At 37.7% G+C, this 24612-nt stretch carries 30 protein-coding genes and 1 tRNA gene; 18 read left to right on the top strand and 13 right to left on the bottom strand.

Features of this window, described 5'->3' with window-relative positions; translation table 11 throughout:
• Positions 1 to 250: 250 nt before the first annotated feature.
• Both H514_RS0120280 and H514_RS24105 read right to left on the bottom strand, forming a co-directional pair.
• Positions 251 to 739, bottom strand: a complete 489-nt coding sequence (locus tag H514_RS0120280) for an endolytic transglycosylase MltG (protein ID WP_027448614.1) — start codon at positions 737 to 739, stop codon at positions 251 to 253.
• Positions 736 to 1152, bottom strand: a complete 417-nt coding sequence (locus H514_RS24105; protein WP_051255250.1) for a hypothetical protein — start codon at positions 1150 to 1152, stop codon at positions 736 to 738. Before H514_RS24105 ends, H514_RS0120280 begins: the two co-directional genes overlap by 4 nt.
• A 194-nt stretch (positions 1153 to 1346) precedes the next feature.
• On the opposite strand from H514_RS24105, the gene rpmG reads away from it, so the two are divergent.
• From rpmG to H514_RS0120250, 5 genes are all read left to right on the top strand, one after another.
• Positions 1347 to 1496 carry a 50S ribosomal protein L33 gene (gene rpmG / locus H514_RS0120270; RefSeq protein WP_027448613.1) on the top strand — a complete coding sequence of 50 codons (150 nt, stop codon included), beginning with the start codon at positions 1347 to 1349 and terminating at the stop codon, positions 1494 to 1496.
• 65 nt (positions 1497 to 1561) lie between these two features.
• Entirely contained in the window at positions 1562 to 2122 is a 561-nt protein-coding gene (locus H514_RS0120265; protein WP_027448612.1) for a 5-formyltetrahydrofolate cyclo-ligase, read from the top strand.
• 28 nt (positions 2123 to 2150) lie between these two features.
• Positions 2151 to 3161: a ThiF family adenylyltransferase gene (locus H514_RS0120260; protein ID WP_027448611.1), complete on the top strand. Its 1011-nt coding sequence runs from the start codon at positions 2151 to 2153 to the stop codon at positions 3159 to 3161.
• 81 nt (positions 3162 to 3242) lie between these two features.
• Positions 3243 to 3431, top strand: coding sequence for a hypothetical protein (locus tag H514_RS0120255; protein ID WP_027448610.1), 189 nt, complete (start codon positions 3243 to 3245; stop codon positions 3429 to 3431).
• Between the two features lie 113 nt (positions 3432 to 3544).
• The gene (locus H514_RS0120250) at positions 3545 to 5083 is read left to right on the top strand and encodes a rhomboid family protein (protein ID WP_027448609.1); all 1539 of its coding nucleotides are present in this window, start codon (positions 3545 to 3547) and stop codon (positions 5081 to 5083) included.
• Here the strand turns inward: H514_RS0120250 and H514_RS0120245 are convergent.
• Positions 5059 to 5931, bottom strand: a complete 873-nt coding sequence (locus H514_RS0120245; protein WP_027448608.1) for a hypothetical protein — start codon at positions 5929 to 5931, stop codon at positions 5059 to 5061. The genes H514_RS0120250 and H514_RS0120245 overlap by 25 nt on opposite strands.
• Before the next feature lie 85 nt (positions 5932 to 6016).
• Between H514_RS0120245 and H514_RS0120240 the strand changes: the two genes are divergently transcribed.
• The 8 genes from H514_RS0120240 to H514_RS0120205 all read left to right on the top strand — a co-directional run bounded on the left by H514_RS0120240 (position 6017) and on the right by H514_RS0120205 (position 14983).
• Positions 6017 to 7057 carry a M42 family metallopeptidase gene (locus H514_RS0120240; RefSeq protein WP_027448607.1) on the top strand — a complete coding sequence of 347 codons (1041 nt, stop codon included), beginning with the start codon at positions 6017 to 6019 and terminating at the stop codon, positions 7055 to 7057.
• A 135-nt stretch (positions 7058 to 7192) separates the two neighbouring features.
• On the top strand, positions 7193 to 8632 hold the full coding sequence (locus H514_RS0120235; protein WP_036842779.1) for a spore germination protein: 1440 nt from the start codon (positions 7193 to 7195) through the stop codon (positions 8630 to 8632).
• Between the two features lie 299 nt (positions 8633 to 8931).
• A complete protein-coding gene (locus tag H514_RS0120230) occupies positions 8932 to 9141 on the top strand; it encodes a YqgQ family protein (RefSeq protein ID WP_027448605.1) in 210 nt (69 codons plus the stop codon).
• A 7-nt stretch (positions 9142 to 9148) separates the two neighbouring features.
• Positions 9149 to 10117, top strand: coding sequence for an ROK family glucokinase (locus H514_RS0120225; protein ID WP_027448604.1), 969 nt, complete (start codon positions 9149 to 9151; stop codon positions 10115 to 10117).
• Between the two features lie 361 nt (positions 10118 to 10478).
• Entirely contained in the window at positions 10479 to 12356 is a 1878-nt protein-coding gene (locus tag H514_RS0120220; protein WP_027448603.1) for an LTA synthase family protein, read from the top strand.
• A gap of 134 nt (positions 12357 to 12490) precedes the next feature.
• Positions 12491 to 13369, top strand: coding sequence for a M14 family metallopeptidase (locus H514_RS23590; protein WP_051255249.1), 879 nt, complete (start codon positions 12491 to 12493; stop codon positions 13367 to 13369).
• A 111-nt stretch (positions 13370 to 13480) separates the two neighbouring features.
• The gene (locus H514_RS0120210) at positions 13481 to 14182 is read left to right on the top strand and encodes an ABC transporter ATP-binding protein (RefSeq protein ID WP_036842770.1); all 702 of its coding nucleotides are present in this window, start codon (positions 13481 to 13483) and stop codon (positions 14180 to 14182) included.
• Between the two features lie 21 nt (positions 14183 to 14203).
• A complete protein-coding gene (locus H514_RS0120205) occupies positions 14204 to 14983 on the top strand; it encodes an ABC transporter permease (protein ID WP_027448601.1) in 780 nt (259 codons plus the stop codon).
• 77 nt (positions 14984 to 15060) lie between these two features.
• Here the strand turns inward: H514_RS0120205 and H514_RS0120200 are convergent, their stop codons facing one another.
• On the bottom strand, positions 15061 to 15240 hold the full coding sequence (locus H514_RS0120200) for a DUF2759 family protein (protein ID WP_027448600.1): 180 nt from the start codon (positions 15238 to 15240) through the stop codon (positions 15061 to 15063).
• Between the two features lie 168 nt (positions 15241 to 15408).
• Between H514_RS0120200 and H514_RS0120195 the strand changes: the two genes are divergently transcribed.
• Both H514_RS0120195 and H514_RS0120190 read left to right on the top strand, forming a co-directional pair.
• Positions 15409 to 16032: an MBL fold metallo-hydrolase gene (locus H514_RS0120195; RefSeq protein ID WP_027448599.1), complete on the top strand. Its 624-nt coding sequence runs from the start codon at positions 15409 to 15411 to the stop codon at positions 16030 to 16032.
• Positions 16033 to 16191: 159 nt separating this feature from the next.
• Complete coding sequence (locus H514_RS0120190) at positions 16192 to 17292, top strand: SAM-dependent methyltransferase (protein ID WP_027448598.1); 1101 nt, start codon at positions 16192 to 16194, stop codon at positions 17290 to 17292.
• 15 nt (positions 17293 to 17307) lie between these two features.
• Here H514_RS0120190 and H514_RS0120185 read toward each other — a convergent pair whose 3' ends face one another.
• Together H514_RS0120185 and H514_RS0120180 are read right to left on the bottom strand one after the other, a co-directional pair.
• Positions 17308 to 17550, bottom strand: coding sequence for a DUF2626 domain-containing protein (locus H514_RS0120185; protein ID WP_027448597.1), 243 nt, complete (start codon positions 17548 to 17550; stop codon positions 17308 to 17310).
• A 90-nt stretch (positions 17551 to 17640) separates the two neighbouring features.
• Complete coding sequence (locus H514_RS0120180) at positions 17641 to 18330, bottom strand: helix-turn-helix transcriptional regulator (protein WP_027448596.1); 690 nt, start codon at positions 18328 to 18330, stop codon at positions 17641 to 17643.
• A 197-nt stretch (positions 18331 to 18527) separates the two neighbouring features.
• Here H514_RS0120180 and H514_RS0120175 point away from each other — a divergent pair, with 197 nt between their 5' ends.
• Positions 18528 to 18911 (top strand): Spx/MgsR family RNA polymerase-binding regulatory protein, encoded by a 384-nt coding sequence (locus H514_RS0120175; protein WP_036842766.1) that lies wholly within the window; start codon positions 18528 to 18530, stop codon positions 18909 to 18911.
• A 699-nt stretch (positions 18912 to 19610) separates the two neighbouring features.
• On the opposite strand, the gene H514_RS0120170 is transcribed toward H514_RS0120175, so the two are convergent.
• From H514_RS0120170 to comGA, 7 genes are all read right to left on the bottom strand, one after another.
• Positions 19611 to 19682 (bottom strand) — tRNA-Gln (locus H514_RS0120170).
• A 62-nt stretch (positions 19683 to 19744) separates the two neighbouring features.
• Positions 19745 to 19957 carry a hypothetical protein gene (locus H514_RS0120165; protein WP_161625888.1) on the bottom strand — a complete coding sequence of 71 codons (213 nt, stop codon included), beginning with the start codon at positions 19955 to 19957 and terminating at the stop codon, positions 19745 to 19747.
• A gap of 124 nt (positions 19958 to 20081) precedes the next feature.
• The gene (locus H514_RS0120160; RefSeq protein ID WP_027448593.1) at positions 20082 to 20522 is read right to left on the bottom strand and encodes a competence type IV pilus minor pilin ComGF; all 441 of its coding nucleotides are present in this window, start codon (positions 20520 to 20522) and stop codon (positions 20082 to 20084) included.
• A 290-nt stretch (positions 20523 to 20812) separates the two neighbouring features.
• Positions 20813 to 21295: a competence type IV pilus minor pilin ComGD gene (gene comGD, locus H514_RS0120150; RefSeq protein ID WP_154657426.1), complete on the bottom strand. Its 483-nt coding sequence runs from the start codon at positions 21293 to 21295 to the stop codon at positions 20813 to 20815.
• Positions 21246 to 21554, bottom strand: a complete 309-nt coding sequence (comGC, locus tag H514_RS0120145) for a competence type IV pilus major pilin ComGC (protein WP_027448590.1) — start codon at positions 21552 to 21554, stop codon at positions 21246 to 21248. Before comGC ends, comGD begins: the two co-directional genes overlap by 50 nt.
• Positions 21555 to 21572: 18 nt before the next feature.
• A complete protein-coding gene (comGB, locus tag H514_RS0120140; protein ID WP_027448589.1) occupies positions 21573 to 22634 on the bottom strand; it encodes a competence type IV pilus assembly protein ComGB in 1062 nt (353 codons plus the stop codon).
• A complete protein-coding gene (gene comGA / locus H514_RS0120135) occupies positions 22600 to 23616 on the bottom strand; it encodes a competence type IV pilus ATPase ComGA (protein WP_027448588.1) in 1017 nt (338 codons plus the stop codon). Before comGA ends, comGB begins: the two co-directional genes overlap by 35 nt.
• Before the next feature lie 179 nt (positions 23617 to 23795).
• Between comGA and H514_RS0120130 the strand changes: the two genes are divergently transcribed.
• Positions 23796 to 24296 carry a shikimate kinase gene (locus H514_RS0120130; protein WP_027448587.1) on the top strand — a complete coding sequence of 167 codons (501 nt, stop codon included), beginning with the start codon at positions 23796 to 23798 and terminating at the stop codon, positions 24294 to 24296.
• Positions 24297 to 24342: 46 nt separating this feature from the next.
• The gene (locus H514_RS0120125; protein WP_027448586.1) at positions 24343 to 24534 is read left to right on the top strand and encodes a YqzE family protein; all 192 of its coding nucleotides are present in this window, start codon (positions 24343 to 24345) and stop codon (positions 24532 to 24534) included.
• Positions 24535 to 24612: the final 78 nt, after the last annotated feature.

Genomic DNA, 24612 nt, shown 5'->3' with positions numbered 1-24612 from the left:
TGGTCCGTTAATCTCCATAATCGCGTGGAGGGAAGGAAACGGCAAACTGTCGTGGTAACAAAGGGAAGACGAGACCCCGCAGGCACGAGGAGGCTCGGCTTTTCTTCCACAACAGGCTTGCCGTTTCACTGACCGCAACAAACTTCTCAACAGCAACGGACTCCTCTCGGTTTCAAGTCTTCAACAATCCTGCCATATAATTGAACAAAAAAATCAGCACCCCAATATAAAAGGAATGCTGACTTGCTAATTATTGACCTGTAATCTTTTTCGCAATTTCCTCATATGACATATCTCTCGTAATGCTATAAGTTCCTATTTGAATAGCACGACTATACTCATGATCTTTCAGGAACACTTCGAATTTCGCTTTATCCTCAAGAATACCAGCTTTTTTAAGTTCGTCACTGATAGAAGAGGAAAGCATACCGGGCTCAATTGTTAAAGAATAAGGTTGTTGAGAGGTATCCTTTTGATCCTTCTCCTTCGTTTCACTTTGCTTTTTATCGTCTCTTTTCGAATCGGCTTGATCAGGCTGAGATTCCTTTTTCTCTTCTTTTAAATCTTCAAATGAAGATTGACTCAATACATGATAGTCATTACTTTCTAAATGGGTTATAGCTTCTTGGTCTGTAAGTGCTTTTGACTCATTTTGATCATTGGTTTGATAATAAGTGAATGTTAATAAAGCAGTTGCTGTAGCTAATCCTAATGCAAAAGCACGTATGGTGTGTTTCATCTTCGTGCTCCTTTTTGTTCATTTTCGGATGTGAATTGCCTTAATGTTGTTAATATATCATGTTCATTTAAAGAGGTTTCAGAAGCAATATCACTCGTTGTGTAGCCTTGGTTATACATATGTAAGACTTTATGTACAAGAGGAGGTTGGTTCGTTTCTTCTTGTCTATAAGTCTGCTTAGGCTCTGGTTGAGCTTTATTGGAGTTGGAGAACATTTCTGTAGAGAAATCATCAACCAAAAGCTCTTCTTCTAAAACACGCATTTTCTTTTTTAGCTGATAAGAGTCCTGCATCGTTGTCAGTTGTACTTGCTCAACCTGCTCTTCTAAATCTTTAAAGCGGTCCTTTAAGGCAAACGAAACAAGATATAAAATAAAGGATATAGTAAATAATGTCAGAATTACATAAAGCAAACGGTTCACCTCATTTCTAGTCTTCCTTATTTATATCATAGAACCAGACCCTAGAAAACAAACTTTACGAATTTTTAACGTAAAAAGAGAGCCTACAGCCTTGAAAGAAAGGGAAAGATTTGATACTATTATTAAGGTCTGATAAAGTGAAAAACTTATGACAACAGAAGAAAGACGTGTTTGGAGGGATAAAGATGCGTGTAAATATTACACTTGCTTGCACTGAAACTGGTGATCGTACCTATATTACAACAAAAAACAAGCGTAAAAACCCAGAACGTTTGGAACTTATGAAATACAGCCCACGCTTGAAAAAGCACACATTGCACCGTGAGACTAAATAAACAGTAGGATATCAATCCTGCTGTTTTTTTTATAGGTATAGAAGGGTATGTAGGAGGTTAGCTTCATGGGTACAAAAAAGGATTTGAGAACGAAAGGTAAAGATATTCTCTCCAATTTAGTAGGAACAGAACGAGAAAGTAAAGTAATAAACATACATAAAGCGCTACTCAATACATCTAGCTACCAAAATGCAAAAGTTATTGGTTGTACAATTTCACAAGAGCATGAGATTGATACAAAACCTATAATTGAACAAGCTTGGAAAGATGGAAAAACAATTGCGGTTCCAAAGTGTAATGCTAAGCAAAAGGAACTTACGTTTCGTAAACTCACTTCATTTGAAGAGTTGGAAACTGTATACTTCGGACTTAAAGAGCCGAAAGAGGAAGAAACAGAAGTGGTAACGAAAGAGCGTATCGACCTCATGCTCGTACCGGGGTTAATGTTTGACCAGCGAGGTTATCGAATTGGGTATGGTGGTGGCTTTTATGACCGTTATTTAGAATACTTTAATCAAACGACTATTGCGCTTGCCACTGAAGAACAGTTGATGAATCAAGTACCAAATGATCCGTTTGATATTCCAGTCCAACATTTAATTACTGAATTGGGTTTACGCTATTAATCATTGAGTGAAAAGGAGATTATGAACAATGGATGATCGTTATTCCAGACAACGGTTATTTGCCCCTATCGGTGAACAAGGACAAGATGCGTTATCAAAAAGCTCTGTACTTATTGTTGGGGCAGGTGCACTAGGTACAATGCTTGCCAATCAAATGGTAAGAGCTGGAGTGGGGCGTGTGAGGATTGTAGATCGAGACTATATTGAAATAAGCAATTTGCAAAGACAAATCCTTTATACAGAAGAGGATGTTGAAAAAGCATTACCTAAAGCCGTTGCTGCACAGAAGCATCTCGAGAAAATAAACTCAGATGTTTACGTAGAAGGGGTTGTATCTGATCTTCATCGAGACAATGTTATCTCTTTAATAGATGGAATGGATATTGTTCTAGATGGGACTGATAATTTCGCAACTCGTTTTTTATTAAATGATGCCTGCTTTCAAAAAGGTATTCCGTTTGTTTATGGTGGAGCAGTGCGTTCTAGGGGAATGATGGCTTTATTTATTCCTGAAGAAACCCCGTGCTTACGGTGTGTGGTTAGCCCAGGGGCTGGTAAAGGAGAAACGTGCGATACAGTAGGAATTATTTCCCCGGTGATAAATATGGTTACATCGTATCAAGCAACAGAGACACTAAAGTACCTTACGGGTAACAAAGATGCTTTACATGGCATGTTAAAGACTTTTGATATATGGAACAATCAGCATTACGATGTGAAACTTAAAGATCCAAAGCAAGATTGTCCTACTTGTCAGGAAAACCTATATCCTTTTTTACATGATGAGCAGAGTGAAGAATTTGTAGTTATGTGTGGAAGAGATTCAATCCAAGTCAATACCAAAGAGAAAATGGATTTAGCTAAATGGGAAGATAAGCTTTCCGGTGTAGCAACTACGAAGCTAACTCCATTTTTATTAAAGGCAAAATTGGATGATGACCATACATTTGTGCTTTTTCCAGATGGACGTGTACTCATTCAGGGAACTGAAGATACCACGAAAGCGAAATCGCTCTTTTATCGTTTTATTGGCTTATAAGCAAGGTCAAAAGAAGGCAGGAATAAAAAATGCAATGCTCTCCCATACTACATGTAACAGGTATATGTAGGAGGAATTGCAATGAGAATGCTCAGTTGGATTGTGATGCTTGGTGTAGCTTTTTTCATGATAAATCGATACAAGTACCGCATCCTTAATGTATTATTAGCCGTAGGGGTAATAAGGAAAGTTGTCGTTTCAATTACAATGAGACTTCCTTATCTAAGAGAAAAAATTCTGCCTGAAATATTAGGCCGTACAGCAATATAAATACACGGATTACGTTCAGTCCTGAGACTGAACGTTTTTGTTTGTTCTATTCAAGCATTTTTGAATCGAAAAATATTCTCAAATGGTATCATGAAAGAAGGGGGGAGAGTATTATGTACATCGAGGAAGCCTATTACTTTTGGAGAATGGCCTCAGACCTAATGTTAAATCAAGATTTTGATATTCTTCATCTAAGTGAAGAACGAAATGAAATATGGCTTGAAAAAAATATTAAAAGTAAAGCGTATGTTGTTCGTATCACGCAACAAACCTTTGATTGGTCCAATCAATTAAAGCGAGATCAAGATACAGTAACTGAAAACTTAAAACGGTTTAAAAGACAATTAGTAGGAAGAGAGGTTGAGGTACATAACGTTTACATATCAGAATTTCCTCCAGTGGATGATTGGAGCGATCGAAAACAGCCTCTTCATCTTAATGATCGGAAAAAAACGACGGTTTACCACCATTACATAACAGAACAACGTACGGAACATATAAATGATATATACAACGAGTTGGGGCTCACTGAACCCTCCTTTGTTGTTCCCTCTGAGTTAGAAATGGAACAAACGATTTATGAGTTAAGAAGATCCATGAAGCGACGTCACAAAAATAATCAACAAAAAATGCAACAAATCTTTTCTTTTGGAAAACCAAGACTCACTTATCTGTTAATTTTCATAAATCTTGCCGTGTTTGCCTTACTGGAATACCAGGGAGGGAGTACAAACACTCTTACATTAATTCAATACGGTGCTAAGTATCATCCCGCTATTATGGACGGTGAGTGGTGGAGAATCTTATCCTCTATGTTTCTTCATATAGGCTTCTTTCATATCGCATTAAATATGTTAGCTCTTTATTACTTAGGGAGTCCTGTTGAGAGGATGTATGGAAGTGTTCGTTTTGCTTTTATATACTTTATCTCAGGAATTATTGGAGGTATAACAAGTTTTGCCTTAACTCCTTCTGTAGCAGCTGGGGCATCAGGTGCCATATATGGTTTGTTTGGTGCGCTTTTATTCTTTGGAGTGATACACAAAAAGTTATTTTTTCAAACCATGGGGCCAAATTTATTGTGGGTTATTGCTTTAAACATTGCGTTTTCTTTCTCCATTCCTCAGGTAGATATTGGAGCTCATTTGGGGGGATTAGTAGGTGGCTTTTTAGCTTCTAGTATTGTTCATTTCCCTAAAAGACGAAGCCTGCAAATGCAAATAGGGGCTTCCATACTCGTGTTAGGTGTTGGTGTAGGTATGTCGTGGTACGGTATTACAAACGAAGAAAATCACTATGATCCCCGTCTTCAAGCACAGGTTGCTCAAGAATATGCTAAAGAGGGGCGATATGATCAAGTCATTCAACTTGTAGATCAAACATTCCGCCATATAGAAGCTTCTGCAGAACTCTACTTTTTCAGAGCCATTGGCTATTATAAACAAGGTGAGATAGAAAAGGGTATAGATGATTTAAAAGAAGCTATATCCATAAAACCCTCATTCGGTCTAGCTCATTACAACTTAAGTATATTCTATCAGGAAAAACAAAATTCAGAGCAGGCACTCAAACATGCTCGTAAAGCTGTTCAAAATAACCCGGATGATGAACGGTTTCAAGAGCTTCTTCAGTCGCTGGAAAAGTCAGGATAGTATTGGATTAAGCGCTGCTTTCTCTGGTCCATATCTTCAAATAATACCAATAAATGTTTCCCGTCACGGTCTGCAAGAACGAGAGGCACATAACTATTGAGATCTTCTTGAGAATCACCAGTAAACTGGAGCACATAATTTTTATATAATCCTTCCCAAAGCTGTCCAATGACTTGTTGAGTTTGTTCAGCCGTTAGCTTTGGGAAGGGTTTTGTTTCATAGTCAGGTAGATCTGTAAGAGGAATAATTTCATATTGCTCTTTAGGTATTTGATAATGTTCGATCAGTTGATTCCATTGATAATGCAGCTGTTGTTCGGTGGCATGATCTAACTTTCTTTTCCAGTCTTCCTGCGATTGATTTTGTGGTGAAGTAAAAGATTCTAAAGGTGTTAATGGTGAGTCAATCACATATAATTCTGCACGAGACATATCTTGTATACTTTTAATCTTATCATCTGGATAATGAATTTCTCCGTGATGAAACGTAACAGCTTGATAATGACTGCTGTCTTCCCCATGAATCTTTTGTTCCTGAAAAAGATTTTGACCATTTTCTTTCCATTTACTTAAGATTCCCTTTAAATGACCATCCATATATAGTAAAGAAACATCCTGACGTAAATATACAGGTTCTTCAAGGGTTGAGGCAGTTTTCCACTGAAAATCATACTCATCCTCATCGCTCTCAGAAAGTAATGTGAGATCAGTAGACGTCTCATCAAACCGTTTCACTTCATCTAATGGGAAAAACTTAACCACAGAAACTTCTTTATTCGGTTTTAAAAGTAATACACCTAAAAAAGCAATAATATGGCAAAGAATAATCATTACAACTGCTCGTCTCATCACTTCGTCCCCTTTTCTTGGACATCCTATGTAATTCAAATGTATGATAGAATATGGAAGGATATGAAATGAAAGGGGAGAGAAAATGAAACAAGCGAAACCGATCACAGAAATATTAGAACAATTAGTCTCTATTCCAAGCCCTTCAGGGTACACGGATGAATGCATTCATTTTTGCGAAAACTTCCTTAAATCTTCAGGTGTTACGACAAAAATAACGCAAAAAGGTGCACTGATTGCCACGATAGAAGGAGAAGATACCAATCAGCACCGTTTACTAACAGCACATGTAGATACACTTGGTGCGATGGTTAAAGAAATTAAGTCTGATGGAACATTAAAGCTTTCAATGATTGGCGGCTTTAGATGGAATAGTGTTGAAGGTGAATACTGTAATATACATACAGCAAGTGGTGAAACGTATTCTGGCACCATTCTAATGCATCAGACGTCTGTTCACGTTTATAAAAATGGTGGCGAAGCAAAACGTAATGATGAAAATATTGAGGTTCGTATTGATGCAGAAGTCCACAACCCTGAAGATGTAAGAAGTCTGGGCATTGAAGTTGGAGACTTTATTTCATTTGACCCGCGCTTTCAAACGACAGAAACTGGTTTTGTGAAATCTCGTTTCTTAGATGATAAAGCAAGCGTGGCGATTTTATTACAACTCATTGTTCAGTTGAAACAAGAAAACGTTCAATTACCTTATACAACCCATTTTTATATTTCCAATAACGAAGAGATTGGATATGGGGGAAATGCGAGCATTCCAGAAGAAACTGTAGAATATTTAGCTGTTGATATGGGAGCGATTGGAGATGGCCAGACTACAACAGAATATGTTGTATCAATCTGTGCTAAAGATTCATCGGGTCCATATCACTATCTGCTTCGTCAGCATCTAGTAAAACTGGCTCAAAAAGAGAATGTAGATTACGAAATTGATATCTATCCATACTATGGATCTGACGCTTCTGCAGCAATCCGGTCTGGAGCAGATGTGAAACACGCTCTAATTGGACCTGGTATTGATGCATCTCATGCGTTTGAACGTACACATCAGCGCTCGTTAGAACATACGTACAATTTATTACATGCTTATGTTCAGTCAAAATTAGTATAATTGTCCCGTACGCCCTGCCTAATGAAGGTAGGGCGTTTTACATTTCAAATCCTGAAAAATGTATGCTTTCAAAGGTTTGTGCAAACAATGAAATTAGACCTTTGAAAGTTAGGTGAGACCGTGGAAAAACAACCAATGTTTCATAATTACGATCAGAACGTAGAGTATATGAAAGATCGAATGGGTGTAGATAAAAGTTTTGACATCATTCACCTAGATCTTGAATATGCTGGGCGTAAAATGTCTCTTTTTGCAATTGACGGATTTGTGAAAGATGAAATACTACATTACTTAATGGAAGGCCTATCAAGATTAGATCCAGACCAACTTGAACCAGAACCATTAGAGAAGCTCTTAAAAACCTATATCCCTTATGTTGAGCTAGAAACGAAAGATGATCTCAATGAAGCAGTGGATTGGGTATTAGCAGGACCCACAGCTTTAGTAGTAGAAGGCATTAATGATAAAGTGATCATGATTGATGCCCGAACCTATCCTGTCCGAGGTCCACAAGAGCCAGATGTAGAACGCGTTGTACGTGGTTCTAGAGATGGATTTGTAGAAACAATCGTATTTAACACAGCCTTGACGAGAAGAAGAATTCGAGATCGATCATTACGTATGGAATATATGCAGATCGGAAGAAGGTCCAAAACAGATATTTGTATCAGTTACTTAGAAGATATCGCTGATATGGACAGGGTGAAAAGAATCAAAGAACAACTCGAAGTAATTGATACCGATGCCCTCCCCATGGCTGAAAAAACAGTAGATGAGTTTTTGAGTGGAGAGCACTGGAGTCCATATCCAACAATACGTTATACAGAGAGGCCAGACACAGCGGCAGCCCATTTATATGAAGGGCATATATTGATTATGATTGATGGTTCGCCGAGTGTGATGATTACACCATCAACGTTTTGGCATCATTTACAACATGCTGAAGAATATCGGCAAAAGCCATCAGTGGGTGCTTATTTAAGGTTCGTTAGATTTTTTGCAGTTCTTGCTTCAATTTTTGTTTTACCATTGTATTACTTATTTTCAATCGATCCATCTTTGCTACCGGAGGTACTCCAATTTATTGGACCGACGGAAGTAGGGGTCATACCTCTCATTGCGCAATTTTTAATTGCTGAAATCGGAATAGACACACTTAGGATGGCCGCTATACACACCCCTTCAGCCTTAGCAACAGCTTTAGGCCTTGTAGCTGCTATTCTTATAGGGCAAGTGGCAGTTGCTGTTGGGTTATTTTCGAATGAGGTTATTCTTTATCTTGCAGCTGCTGTTATTGGCACATACTGTACTCCTAGTTATGAGCTTAGCTTAGCCAATCGATTGTCACGGCTAGGTTTACTCATATTAACAGCATTATTTGGTGTTAAAGGTTTAACAATTGGAATAACGGTTTGGATACTCTACTTAGCTCGTTTGAATACTTTCAACACAGCCTATTTATGGCCGTTTCTTCCATTTAACTACCGTGCATTCCGTGATGTAATTTTACGTACACCAATGCCACTTAAAAACCGAAGACCAGCATTCTTACATCCACAAGACCCTGATAAATGATATCAGGGTTTTTGTGTTCTCTAGGAATTTATAAAATTTGTGGCCTGTGTATAACTTTTTGATGAGAGCGGGGCCACGTCCAGCTCCAGCGCCCAGAAACGAAGGGACTTCCCTCGCCTCCGTTCGATAAGTCAACATCAAATTGTTCCACAATTTGTGTTTTCTTTATCTTACTACGGGCTCAGTCCAGTCCCTTCGTTGCTAAACGGGCGCTTGCGCTTTTGTTCTGGAAATCTATAGAAGCATTCCGTTATTTCATTTCCCTGAAGACGTTGCTATAATAATACATGGTGATATATATGAAAACTGTTTATGATGTTCAACAATTATTAAAAACATTTGGTACTTTTATCTACCTTGGTGATCGAATTGCTGATTTGGAACTGATGGAAGATGAACTTAAGGAATTATACAAATCTCAATGTGTAACGAAAGAAGATTATCAAATGGGGATATTAATATTACGTCAGGAAGCCTCTAAACAAAAGAAACAAAAAGACGAAGGATGATGGAGTTATGGAGAACCGTAATTTTATAGGAGTCGATATCGGGGGAACAACCGTTAAGTTGGCGTTTATTACATATAACGGAGACATTTTATCTAAGTGGGAAATCCCAACGAATAAAGAGGGAAATGGATCAAGTATCGTTGAGGATATTGCAGCTTCTATTAAATCCAAGCAAGAGGAATTAAATTTCTCACATGATCAGTTTATAGGTATTGGTGTTGGAGCTCCTGGGTTTGTGGATGTAGGAGAAGGTTTTATCTATAGCGCTGTCAATATTGGATGGGAAAATTATCATTTAACTACTGCCTTAACAGAAGAGACCGGTTATGATGCTTGGTTAGAAAATGATGCGAACCTAGCTGCACTTGGTGAGAACTGGAAAGGCGCAGGAGGTCAGGCGAATCATTTAATTGCTGTTACTCTTGGAACAGGTGTTGGTGGTGGCATTATTGGTAATGGTCAGCTTTTACACGGGGCTAATGGAACTGTAGCTGAAATCGGTCATATGACTGCTAAAACGGAAAATGGTAGAGCATGTAATTGTGGTAAGACAGGTTGCTTAGAAACTGTGGCATCAGCTACAGCCATTGTTCGCTCTGCTTATGATGCGATCGAAGCTGGAGAAAAGACTACACTTCAAGAAATACTTAGACAAAATGAAACCATTTCTGCTCGAGATGTTTTCCAAGAAGCTGCTAAAGGAGATCAAGCTTCTCAAAGCATTCTTGATGAAGTTATTCATTACCTCGGTATAGCTATCGCGAATTTAGCGATTGCCATTAATCCTACACGAATTGTCATTGGGGGCGGTGTTTCTCAAGCAGGTGATCAACTTCTAAACCCACTACGTAAAGTGTTTGATCAGAATGCATTAAAGAGAACCAGTCAGGCAGCTGAATTTGTAATCGCTTCGCTAGGGAATGACGCAGGAGTACTTGGAGCAGCTTATTTAGCAAAACAAAAGAGCGGTAAATAACCATAGTGAACTCAAACCTCTATTTGAAATTAAAATAGAGGTTTATTTTTTTGGCCTTCTTGGGAATTGAAGGTTGATGCGGTTATTTATGGAACAGTTATAAACCTTAAAACTCGAAGGATCTGTATTTGTTCCTACTTTTGTAGGGTTTATTTTTACATAATCGTTTAATAAAATGAATAAGGTGTTAATTGGGTGTAAAAAATTAGTAATAAAAATGTGAAACTTTTATGTTAGAATAACCGTCAAATAGTGTGTTGGTTGTTTAGAATAATATAAAAAGTGGAATTAAGTATTACTAGTATCAAACGTAGCTTAAAACATCTTGTTCAAGTTCATAACAAGAGGAGGAAATGAAAATATGCAACAAAGACGAAATCTACCATTCTATGCTATTGCCGCTCTTCTCTTTGGGGTAAAAACCTATTTGGTATATCGATTTATTTTCAATCTATCAATTGAAAATCAATTACAAGAAATAATATTACTCATAAACCCTTTTGCCACAGCATTTTTATTCTTTACTTTTGCTGCTTGGTTTAAACCGGAGCGACAAATTAAATTTACAAGACGGATTTCATTAATTGGAACGTTAATCTTGTACTTTAACGTTATTTACTTCCGAGGTTTTACGGATTTCTTAACGATGCCTGTACTATTTCAATCAAGCAACGCAAGCGATCTAGGTTCAAGTATTTTGAATTTAATTTACGTACCAGATCTACTAATCTTTGCTGATGTCATTTTAGTCTATTATCTAAGTCGAAAAGTGAAGCCATCAATGCAGATTACTGCACGCAGAGCTAAACTAAGTGCAACAGCATTAGCATTTGCTTTGTTAGTGGGTAACGTAGTATTGGCTGAAATGGAACGTCCAATGTTATTCATGCGTACATTTGACCGTGAATATCTAGTTAAAAACATCGGTATCTTTAACTACCACATTTACGATGTCGCCCTTCACTCTAAAACAAAAGCGCAACGTGTTTTTGCAGATGGAAGTGAAATGAATGACATTGAGGAATATACAAATAAAGAAATTAAGAGTAAACAATCCTCAAAACTAGAAGGAATTGCTAAAGGTAAGAACGTCATTTATATTTCTGCCGAATCCCTTCAAAGCTTTGTGATTGATAAAAAGGTAAACGGTAAAGAAATCACTCCGTTCTTAAACGATTTAATTGATGATAGTTATTACTTTGAAAACTTCTATCACCAAACAGAGCAAGGGAAAACATCTGATTCTGAATTCATTGTAGAGAATTCGATGTATCCATTATCTAGAGGTGCAGTTTTCTTCACCCATTCTCAAAACGAGTTTAATGCCGTGCCTGAGATTATTGGTAAATATGGATACACATCAGCAGTATTCCATGCGAACAACGGAAGTTTCTGGAACCGTAACGTAATGTATGACACCCTAGGTTATGATCATTTCTTTGATGAGCAATACTATGATGTGAATAAAGAAAACAGCATAGGTTGGGGCTTAAATGATAAAGCATTCTTTAAGCAATCCATGAAATATTTAAATAACTTGAAGGAACCATACTATGCGAAGTTTATTACGTTAACGAACCACTTTCCGTTTGAATTGCCTGAGGAAAAACAAAACATTGATAAGTTAGAAACAAACTCTAAAACATTAAATCAATATGTGACGACGGTTCGTTATATGGATGAATCGATTAAGAAGTTCTTCCAACACCTGAAGGATTCTGGTCAATATAAAGACTCTGTTATTGTGATTTATGGTGACCACTATGGAATCAGTCAATATCATGACGCTGCAACATCTAAGTTTATTGGTAAAGAAATTCGACCATTTGAGCACACCCAATTACAGCGTGTACCATTTATTGTTCACATTCCAGGACATGAAGATGACCGAGTAATTTCTAAGCCAGCTGGTCAAATTGATATGAAACCAACGATCTTAAATATGTTAGGCATCGAGAACCAAAAGGATATTCAATTCGGTACAGACCTATTTACGAATGATCAAGATCCGTTTGTAGTTCTGCGAGATGGAAGCTTTATCTCTGAAAATTATCTATACGCTAAAAATGTTTGTTATGATCGAGAAACTGGAGAAGAAGTAGAATCCAAAAAATGTGAACCACTTAAGAAGAAGGCACAAAAAGAACTGGATTACTCAGATAGTATTATTTATGGAGATCTATTCCGTTTCTATGATTTCAAGAATAAACAAATGGACCTGAATAAAGCTGAAAAATAGAGACTCTATTCAATAGCTAAAAAGAGCAAGAACCTCCCAGAGGCTCTTGCTCTTTTTTAATACCTTAAAAATTGACGAGGTTTATCTTTTCGCTCACTTCCTTACATATAATGTCCTAAAGGGGGAGAATAAGAATGGGCGCAATAACATTAACGAAGCATTATGATTCAGAACAATTACAACATGACCTTCGAAAATTAAATAAGGTTTATGATTTTATTAAGGTTCAAACAATTGGCTATTCGGTTTTAGGTGAGCCACTACTGGAACTTGTAATGGGGGAAGGGGAGAAGCGAGTTCATTGGAATGGAGCCTTTCATGCTAATGAATGGATAACGACTCCCCTACTTTTAAAGGTGGTTGAAGAGTATGCAGAGGGAATCATTCATGGTAGACAGTTGGAAATGGAGCTTTTCTCATCGACGCGTTTATCGGTAGTGCCAATGGTGAACCCTGACGGCGTTAATTTATTTATGCATGGCTCTGAAATAGCAAAAGGGTTTAAGGAGTTAGTGAACAGAGCTAATCATAATCACGTGAATTTCACCTCTTGGAAAGCAAATATTCGAGGGGTTGATCTAAATAATCAATTTCCAGCCCATTGGGAGGTTGAGAAAAAACGTAAGCCTCAAGAACCCAACTTTAGGGATTACCCTGGGGAATCGTCATTGTCTGAACCAGAAGCCAAGGCCCTTTTTGATCTCACTCAGAATAGCAATTTTGACAGGGTTTTGGCTTTCCATTCTCAAGGAGAAGTCATTTATTGGGGTTATCAAAATCAAGAGCCATCTCAAGCAGAATCGGTAGTGGGAGCTTTTAAGGCTGTAAGTGGTTATGAGCCTGTCCATACAATCGACAGCTATGCGGGATATAAAGATTGGTTTATTCAAGACTATAAGCGAGAAGGATACACAGTAGAGGTGGGGAAGGGAATTAATCCTTTACCTTGGTCTACCTTTTATAACCACTTGAAGAAGGTTAAATCAATTTGTTTTAAAAGTCTAGACTTGTAACACTTTCTTTGATTTTCCATACACGACGTGTCATAATCTTAATAATGATTTAAGGGTATATTCACACAGTATTAAAAGGCTCGCATGACTACAGAAAAAGGATGAGATCATATGCGCGAGGGAGAACCTATAATTAGGCTGAAAGATATTCAGTATGGACCTTTACAGGATATTAATCTGAATGTGTACCCTGGTGAACGTGTTATCGTATTTGGTCCTTCAGGGTCTGGCAAAAGTACGCTTCTTCATCTATTTAATCGTCTTTTGGATGCAGAAAAGGGTTCAATTTCTTTTTATGATCAGCCTTATGAATCATATACAATCCCCAAACTTCGACGAAAAATTGGTCTTGTTCTGCAAGCTCCTCATTTATTTCCGGGAACTGTTTTAGATAATTTGAAATTTGGACCCTCTATGGTGGATGAATGGAAAGACAAACAAGGTGAAGAATTATTGGAGTATGTTCAACTTCCTTCTGATTATTTACATAGATCTGTGGATCAACTTTCAGGTGGGGAAAAGCAGCGTGTTTCATTAGCGAGGACCTTAGCGAATAAGCCCGATGTATTGTTGCTGGATGAACCCACAAGTGCATTGGACGAGCAGACAACAGAAGATATTGAAGAGGTATTATCGATGCTTATTGATAAGCACCAGATAACGGTGATTATGGTTACCCATCAATTAAGTCAGGCGAAGCGGTTAGGAGATCGAGGTATATATCTCGAAGATGGACGAATTATGGAGGAGGGACCGCTGCCAGATATCTTAGAAAAACCAAAGACAGAAGAACTGCAATCATTTCTTGTTTAGTTCCTAGAGGAGGTTGAGAGTGTGTCGCCAGAAATATCAAATCAATCATTACTCTTTTTAATCGTATTTGTTCTAGTCCCACTCTCATTATCATATTATTATCAGTTAGGACAGAATAAGGATATTATCTGGTCTTCCATTAGGGGGACGGTCCAGTTATTTCTTATTGGTTATGCACTGAATTACTTATTTGATTTACCGCCTTATATTGGTATCCCATTTATGATTTCAGTTATGATTATCGTTGCAAGCTTCCATGCAAGGAAAAAGGGAGAAGGCCTACCAAACGTTTTATGGACGATTCTGTTAGGGCTGATCATAATCGAAGTGAGCGTTCTTTCTTTATGGCTTGTGGCAGATATGATTGAATTCACACCTTCTGAAGTCATTCCGATGAGTGGTATGGTCATTGGTAACTCAATGGTAGCGATGGGGCTAGCATTAGAAAGAATGAAAAGTGAATTCAAAGAAAATGAAGGGCGGTTACTAGCAGCTTTATCGCTTGGGGCTGAACCTAAACAAGCTTCTCACATTATTGTGCAAAGGACCTTAATGGCCTCTCTAATACCAAATGCAGATAAGTTAAAGACAGTGGGGCTTGTCCAACTACCAGGTATGATGACAGGCTTAATCTTGGGAGGAGTTAGCCCGGTTATGGCTATCAAATATCAGCTTGTTATATCACTCTCAATATTTTCAGCAGTTTCCTTGAGTGCGATCTATATCACATTGGTGATGTATCGTTATTTCTTTAATAAGAAGATGCAGCTAAAGCAGTTTTCCCACCAGGAATCCTCCTAACTTAGATACTAAAAAATCCCCTCAGTTATTGAGGGGATTTACCTTACAAGTATAACTATACGTTGTTCATCAAGGTTTTAGTGTCCACCACCAGAAGAAGTGAACTGAGAAATAATCGTCATAATGGAAAAGAATCCAAAAACAAGCGTTGAGATGCCAGCGAATGCTACGGCAAAGAAGTTATTCGTTTTTAGTTCACGAAATACAGCAAGAGCACAAAGAATGGTAACAAAAAGTAACATAATCGCTAATACCATTTTACCCTAACCTCCCTAATTGAAATGCACCGTTTGCACACGGTGAGCATGTTTATTACTATAATTAATATGTATCTTTTCTTTACTCCTCATACATTTTAAACCACTTTCAATTATTTGTCGAGATATTCATGATAGTTTCTATAAACTTTTTAGGAGGGTCTACACATGGAAGTAGAACAACTGCCACTAGGCACTTTAGGAACCAATTGCTATCTTATTGAACAGAACAAAAACACGTTAATTATCGATCCAGGAGGAGACGCTGATAAGTTAATTCGGATGATTGAACGTAGAGAACTAACTCCTAAAGCAATCTTACTCACACATGCTCACTTTGACCATATCGGGGCTCTTGATGAAGTACGTGATCATTTTAATGTGCCCGTATATGTACATGAAGAAGAAAAAGATTGGTTAAATGACCCTGAGAAAAATGGATCTAAATTCTTTTCAATGGTAGTTTCACCTATTCAAGCAAGATCGGCAGATCACTTTATTGAACCAGGTAATATGACAGTTGCAGACTTTACATTTGAAGTGCGTCACACCCCAGGGCACTCTCCAGGCAGTGTATCGTTTGTTTTTAAGGATGAAGGGTTTGTTATTGCAGGAGATACATTATTTGAAGGCGGAATTGGCCGTACAGACCTCCCAGGTGGAAACCATGATTTACTTATTGAGAGTATTCAAAACAAGATACTATCTTTAGGAGATGAAATGGAAGTGTGTCCTGGTCATGGCGGTAAGACTACGGTAGAGAAAGAAAAGTTATCGAACCCATTTTTATAAGATTAAATGCACAACGAAAAACCCCTTCCGAGTCGGAAGGGGTTTGGGGGATGTGCTCTGCTTTTGTTGGTTAGGGATAAAAGTTAAGCTACAGCTAATACTATATAATTTAATTAACACTATGTCAATAGTGTTAACCTATGCAAAGGGGATAGGTTAATGTTTCCTTCATTAAAAAATAGAATACAAAGCGAAGAAAATCGCTTAATTTCATATGATACCTTTATCCAATATGCACTCTATGATCAAGAGAATGGCTATTATAATCTCTCTGGACCAAAAGTGGGGAAAGAAGGAGACTTTTATACATCCAGTCATATTCATCGTGTATTCAGTCAAGTATTAGCCAATTACTTTATTCATATATCCCAATCCTTAGAGATTCCCTTACATATTTGTGAAATTGGGGCAGGTGACGGTACCTTCGCAAAAGAAGTATGTGAATTCCTGAGCCAAAAAGATCTAGAGTATATTTATGATGCAGTAGAAGTATCTTCAGAACATAGAGTGATGACATCAAAAATCGTTAAAGGACAAGATGATTTTCATATGTTTAATTCACTAGAGGAGTGGCATGCTGAGCGAAAAGGATTCAACGGTATTCTTTTTTCTAATGAATGGTTAGATGCTCAGCCTGTTAAAGTGGTGACCAAGCAAAACGGAGAGCTATACGAAGTCTGTATAGGGATTCAAGGGAATGATACGTTAGAAGAGGTACTAGACCCTTGTTCTCAGGATATATTAGATTGGTTGTCGTCTTTTAATTATCAATTGATAGAGGGACAACGAGTAGAAATTCCATTCTATATGGATAGCTTGTACAAACAAATAAGCCAAGCTCTGAAAAAAGGGATTATGTTAACGATTGATTATGGATACACACATATGGAGTTATCTCATCCTGCAAGGGTTTCCGGAAGCTTAAGAGGGTACGCTAATCATCAAATGAAAGATCACGTTTTATATCACCCAGGAGAAATGGATATTACTCATCACGTTCACTGGGATACGTGGATGAAAATAGGAGAAAAATATGGGTTTCAATCGAAGTTAATGAAACAGAAGGATTTTTTATTAGAAGCAAATATTCTTGAATTCCTCACAGAACATGCATCAATGGATCCATTTTCAGAAGAACATAAACGAAATCGTGCTATTCGCTCTTTTATAATGGGAGACCAAATTGCTGACTCGTTTGAGGTGTGTGTTCAAGCAAAAGGGATCGAGTTACCTGAAGACATAAAAAAACCTATGCGCTGAAGCATAGGTTTTTTCTTAGTGGCGGAATGATGGTTCTAATAAGAAGCCTGTGTAATAGGTAAATCCTATCATAAATACCGTTAAATAAGCGCCAAATATGTACATATACATGCGCTCAGATAGTTTTAAGTAGCTTAATGTAAGAAAGAATACCGTTTGAACAAGGAATAACATTGCTGCATCCGGCATTTCACCAATTACAAACATTACTGTAAAAATACCTGTCCAAAAAGCAAGCACACGAAACATGCGATCCATATTATATCCCCCTCCTTTTTCACAAAAGGTGACTTATCATCGTTATTATAAACGACCTTACCTTAATTGTAAATGAATCTGTTGAAAACCTTACCATAGGAATGCTTTATAAGAGCAAGATGAACAACCTTCCATCATATTTTCCCCTTCTTGGAGTTCAATATTCTTAAATAAAGAATCTAACATCCCTTTTATGAGCTGACTATGCATTTTACAGACCAATTCAGGCTTTTTTTGAGCAAGGTCTTTAAACGGACAATTATGAATTGAAAAAAATATGGTGTTTTTATGTTTAACATATTCAAATCGAGGGTAAATGCCAATGATGTTGGAGATATGTCTCAGTTTCTCTATTTTGTTTTCAATGGTCATATCTGATGGGGTGGAGTTTAAATGGGTTTCCAAAATTTCTTGACCATACTTATAACCCGTTTTGTATAAGATCTGTTCACCCTGCTCACCTAGTTCTTGTACAACCTCCATGGCCATAGTAGCTAGTAATTTATAGTCTCTATAGGGGAAGTTTAATTGGATTTCCTTATTGGCCAATGAATACAACCGGCTTGGCCGACCACCTTTACCCGTTTTTTTCGTTTGGGATTGTAGCATATGCGCTTGTTCCAGCTTGGAGAGGTGCAAGCGAGCCACGTTTGGGTGAATATTAAATTTTTTGGCGATTTCTAAGACAGACACTTCTTCGTTCAGTTCGCTCAAGTATTGGTATATGTAATACCTTGTAGGATCTGAAAGAACCATACTAACCGTTAAAGCTTGTTCCATTTCACGACCTCCTAAAGAGTAAGCTATTTATTATTATAGTACATATAATTTGGAAAAAGATTAGATTGGTTGAGTTGTTGAAAAACGTACACAATTTAATTTACAGAAGATAAGCAAAATTCTGTTCATTATTTGCGTAAAGAATGTACAATCAATGTACAGAATATAACTCACATATAGAAAGGTGCGATGAGTTGATGAGTGGTCTAAAGTTTTATACGTATCCAAGCTGTACGTCATGTCGCAGAACGAAAGCCTGGTTAAAAGATCATGAAGTTGGATTTAATGAAAGACACCTATTTCGAGACACTCCTTCTTATGAGGAATTCTTAGAAATTTTACAACTAACAACAGATGGCATCGATGAAATATTAGCAACACGAGGTAAAACGTATAAGTCGTTAAATGTAGATGTAAACGATTTAAGCATATCCCAATTTATTGATTTGGTCATGAAAGAACCAAAGCTTTTACGTAGGCCAATCTTAACAGATGGTGAAAAGCTAGTTGTAGGGTATGATGAAGATGGTTTGAAAAGTATAACAAATGTAAAACAAGAACTTATGACAAAGATTTCTTAAATGAGATTCTGTAAAACCTCAAATAAGAAGATAAAAACACTACTGCCACTTACATAGAGAGGATAGTAGTGTTTTTATTTATGGAGAATTAGTTAAATCCTTCAGAATGGTTTATTCAGTTTAATGGCAGTTATGTTGAAGACTTGATTCCAAGATATTGGTTGGGAAAAATCCGTTGCTGTTGAGTAGTTTGTTGCGGTCAGTGAAACGGCAAGCCTGTTGTGGAAGAAAAGCCGAGCCTCCTCGTGCCTGCGGGGTCTCGTCTTCCCTTTGTTACCACGACAGTTTGCCGTTTCCTTCCCTCCACGCGATTATGGAGGCTAACGGACCCTTATTTGAACTTTCTATTCTCATATTGATGGAAATCATATTCAACCTCTTGTCATGAGGGGTTCCGTTATTCACAATTCGACCAAGGTGGGCTGTGGAACGGGTTGACTCCAGCGGAAGAACGGAGTGACGAGACCCCGCAGAGAGCTTGCGAATGAGGAGGCTCGGCGCTTCGTCCGCAGGAAAGCAACCCGTTCCACAGCCCACCTATCTGCACAAAAGCAACGGAACCATACTCACTTAATCCGAACCCAAGTCTTCAACATAAGGGGGGGCTTTAATGGCGTAAGTCCCAAATCTGAAAAATAAGTGATAAGCCGTATTTGGTCAAAAAATAAAGCACTGACCTCGATGGTCAGTGCTTTGGAACTGGGCTAGCTGGATTCGAACCAGCGAATAACGGTACCAAAAACCGCTGCCTTACCGCTTGGCTATAGCCCAATGACGTAACAATAATTATCATGCCATGTTCGCCATAAAAATATACACCCATAACGAAAAAATTATGGATCGACATAAATTTTTCGGTTCACAATCTTTTTACTCCCTTCAGAAGTCACCATTGTAAATTGTGCCTGAATATCATTAGAAGCCAAAATAACATATTCAACTGTGACAGTACCATAAGGAAACCTATAAGTTTTTTCATCATTCTCTTGTAAAGCATTAGCTTCTTGTTGAAGTGTAGCATTCCCCATTTGAAATAACGTTTCCAAATGAAGTTGTTCTTTTTCATTCGTGGTAAGCTTTTGGCCCGTTTGGAGCTGCAGAAGAGAAGCGTTAAAAAACAAAAACATAAAAGAAAGTAATAGGAAAAGAAGCGGAAAAGCAAAACCTTGTTCATTCTGTATAGAGGTTAAATAACTTTTGATACATGGACCCTCCTTCTTTTTGAAGAAGAATGTAAAATCCCTTAGAAGAGGACCGTACTTCAAAACTTTTCACGTTGTTTAATAAGCCTTGATGCCCTTGCTGATTGACCTGTCGTCGGATCATGTTCCCGTATTGTTCAATATCTACTTGATCACCATTTTGTTTATACAGCCTTACTCCATCTGAGAGTGCACGAATAGACCCTGTTGTATAGAGATCCTGCTCAATAAAATGGTACAACTGGTAAACCTCTACATCTTCTTGGGGAGATTGTTGAGAGTAGATCCAAACCGTTTTAAGGACATAGGGGAGAGCCTGTAAAATGAATAAGGTAATGAATAGGGAAAGAAGAGCTTCGAGTAGTGTTATCCCATTTTCATTGTTAAGGTTTTTTATATAAACATTCACGCTCCTCAGTCCCCCTCTCATTTGTCCACTCTATGCAGCCCTCAATTAGAGTAGATTTGTATTGGAAAGTAACACGAGCTACTTGCTCATGCCGATCTAACTCTATGACTGTTGGGAGTGAGATTAATTCATCTCTAAACCTTAATTCATCTTGTAATGTATGAAGCCAAAATCTGCGTTCATCTAGTATCATTTGCTCTTTATAAACTGTATGGATCATTGGGAGCAGGGAAAACGTTAGTATCAGGAATAGGCTAAATGAGAACAAGCTATTCAAAAGCATATATCCTCTATTGTTCAAGAACATAATACCTCGCCTTTCCAACTGGAAATACAACTTTGAATTTTTTGGTAGGAGTTAAGAATTGAATACTTCCAGATTCTAATATGGACCCAGAGACATCAAAACGGATATGTCTATCTAATGAAGTGTAGGAAAAGCTGACTTCCCAATCATTAGGGAGTGTACGAGTCTCAACGATAAAAAAGCGATTTTTTAAAATACGATACGTTTTTTCTTCAGGTAAAAATATTATGGAGTAATGGGTTCTGGTAGTCATGGTTTGTTGCTGAACCCAAAGCACATCTGCTTGAAATTGTTCCATAAAAGCTTCTTCCTTTTGTTTATGAAAAAGAGAGGGACTTAAGGTAATCATAATCCCAATGAAGACAGACCATATAAATAATACAACGAGCATCTCAACGAGTGTGAAACCCTTTGAGTTATGGAGAAACCACCACTTTCTGTACGGTCCCATCTTGTAAGATTTCAAGTTGATCTCCTCCTGGGCATGTACTTTGTTCTAAAAAGTTGTCATCAACGAGGGTTTGTAGATCTGTTGGTAAAGATCCATTCTCGATTCGATATGCTTGTGCTTGAGTTTCTGCAAGCTTGATTAGAGCATCGCACCCTTTTTCTTGGACTAAGCTATTGTTCGATGCAATGTTGGGAATTGTAATTAAGAGAAGGGTTGAGATAATCATTAAAACGATGAGCATCTCCACAAGCGTAAACCCTTTTTCATTTTTCATAATAAAACTTCCTTTCCGTTAAATTTGTCTCATCCATTCAAGTAAAGGGAGCATAATGGATGAGTAGATCATCATAATGAAAACTGCTAAAAGGATAAACATGAGTGGCTGAATAAGCGTGAGTATTTTTAATAACCCTTGTTGTAGTTCATCAATGATCCACTCTGCATAAACCTCTAGGTCTTGGTCGAGACGACCGTCGTTTTGATTACGGCTGATAAGTTGGGACATGTCTTCATGAAAAAAGAGCTGCTTTTGTACGGAATGGGCTAAACTGCTTCCTCTTTCTAAATCTTTGAACATACATGAGGCATGGAAGGCTAAAATCGGGAAGTGTCTTTGGTCTCGCATAATGGATAAGCATTGTTTAATTGACATTCCCGACTTTAATAGGGAACTGAAGTGATAGGAAAACAAATAGGATGTTTGAGTCTTAAGATAGGTCCTCCAACCGGGAATGCGTCGATAAACTGATAAAACCCTCTCAATTGGAGATCTCTTTTGACTTATGACGATTCCAGTAATGCAAAGGACAGTGAATATAGAGAAACCCAAAATAAAATACAAGGATCGATCGAGCCATTTTAATGTAGTCATAATGGTAGTGGATTGGACATTCATGGAAGCGTAGAGTTGAAGGAATGTAGGGAGCAGAAAAACCTTAACAAAAAGAAGCAAACCAAAAAACAAGATGAAGAGGACAACTGGGTAGCGGATCACCTTTTGGAATTTTTTCTTAAACTCCACTTGTTGTTCCAAAATCATTGCGCTTTGGGATAGAGCTCTCCGTAAATTTCCATATTCTCTAGAGAAATAGAGATAAGAGACCACATATTTTGAAAACCCCAATTCTTCAAGTGCTTCATGTAACGAGGTGCCAGAGAGTAAATGCGGATGGATGTGTTCAATTACCTTTTTTAAGGCAGGGTCGAAATACAATATACTTAGTGCACTCATCAGAGAGTAACCTCTGTTAAGAAGATTGGACAAACGATTTAGAAACTGAATTTGTTGATGGGGAGAAGGTTTCTTGATAGGTGATCCTCTAAATCGATTCTTGAGAGATATAGCCAAGCGCATAAGCTTTCCTCCTTAAATGAGAAAATGAGCGATACTTGTTGGATTGTTGTGGAGGATCTCCATTAATCGCATTTCGAAGCAAGCTTCCTTCTAATAACTCAAGAATAGCTGCACGATGGGGAGCTCTTTGTGGCTCATGAGGATTGGCGATCGTGGTCGGTAATAATTGTTGGGAGGCTATAGAGATTAACGTTTGCTCTAAATCAGTTTTAGAAATGCCCATTTCCAATAAACGAAAAATGGTACCGTATGCATTTTTTGCGTGTAGTGTTGTGAGTACTAAATGCCCTGTATGTGCGGCATGAAATGCAAATTCAGCTGTCTTTTTATCACGAATTTCACCCACCATAATAATGTCGGGGTCATGTCGTAATGCTGCTTTTAAGCCTGCATTATAATCAATACCAGCTTTTTCATTTACTTGAACCTGTAAAATATCTTGGAGTTCCTGTTCGATAGGGTCTTCTAATGTAATGGTTTGATAAGATTTTTCCTGGAGGAGAGAGGATAGCAAAGCATATAGCGTAGTGGTTTTACCGCTACCAGTAGGACCTGTAAACACAATAATTCCAGATTGGTTTGTGATCCATTTTTTCATCCGTTGAAGCTGATAAGGAAACATAAACAATTGGTGTAATTGTGGTATGCGTTCTTGAGGTAGGATGCGAATAGCTAAACTTTCTGTGGAATTGACTGGGAGTGTTGAAAGACGAAGAGTGCAGGGAGTCTTTTTGGCTTGGAAATGTGAAATTCCATTTTGTGGTTTTAATATCTCACCAATATCCATTCCTGAAGTGAATTTGAAGTAGGATAAAAGAGGAGCATAATCCGATGAAGAAATAATGGAGTCAGATTGCCGTTTGCCATTTATACGAAAATAAATATAGACATTGTCGCCATAGGGGCAAAAATGGATGTCAGAAGCTTCGCAGGTAATGGCATTTTCTAAGATATGTTCAGCATGTTGCTGGGCCTGGTTCAAGGCATGGGTCACCTCCTATATCGTTTCTAAGTCTTATATTTCGACGGGTATTTTGTAATTCCTTCCTTACCTAGAAATTTCTTCGCATATTTTGTAGAGGATTTAGTTAATGAAAATTTGACGAAAGGTCTTTAAGTGCTTAAAATGTCGATCAAACACTAAAAGGACTGATGCAACATATGAACAATATTGTATTAATTGGATTTATGGGAAGCGGGAAATCGAGTGTAGGTAAACTTCTTGCTGAACAAACCCATAGAACATACATAGACCTTGATCAAAAAATCGAAGAAGACACTGGAGACACCATTCCCAACATATTCAAAAATGAGGGGGAGGAAGGTTTTCGAAAGCGCGAAACGGAAGTGTTACGTGCGCTTTCTTCTCGTGAAGGTACTGTCATCTCTACAGGTGGAGGCATTGTTGAGCGTAAGGAAAATCATGATGTATTAAAAGAACATGGACCAGTTATCTATTTACATGCATCTTTTGAAGAAATTTCAGCCCGACTTGAAGATGATGAAAGTCGCCCATTATGGAGTAAGCCTGAGGTTGAGCGTAAAAACTTATTGGAGAAAAGACTTCCCGTTTATAAGGAATGTGCAGATGAACTTGTGAACACAGACCATAAATCAATTAATGATGTGGTCAATGAAATTGAGTCCCTTATAAAATCATAAAATCTGGTTATACTATGAATAAACACATAACCAGAGGTGAAAGAAAATGTCTGGAAATGATTATGTGAAGTTCATGACACAAGAAATCGTCCGATATATGGATTTGCCACAAGAAGAAAAGAAAAAACGTAAAGAAGAGAAGAAGCACCAAAAGACTCCAATCTCCAATCAAATGTTTGGTGTACTTCCCTTTGCCTTGAAATTCTTCTTTAAGCGAGACAAAAACAAAAGTAGTTGATCTTGATGTTCAACTTCATAAAAGTGAAAGAGCTAAATCGTATAGGGTTTAGCTCTTTTTATGTGCAATAAGCGAAAA

The organism is Pontibacillus marinus BH030004 = DSM 16465 (assembly GCF_000425225.1).
Lineage (GTDB): Bacteria > Bacillota > Bacilli > Bacillales > BH030062 > Pontibacillus > Pontibacillus marinus.
Note: the sequence above shows the minus strand (reverse complement) of the source record. Positions and strands in the feature narration are given on the sequence as shown.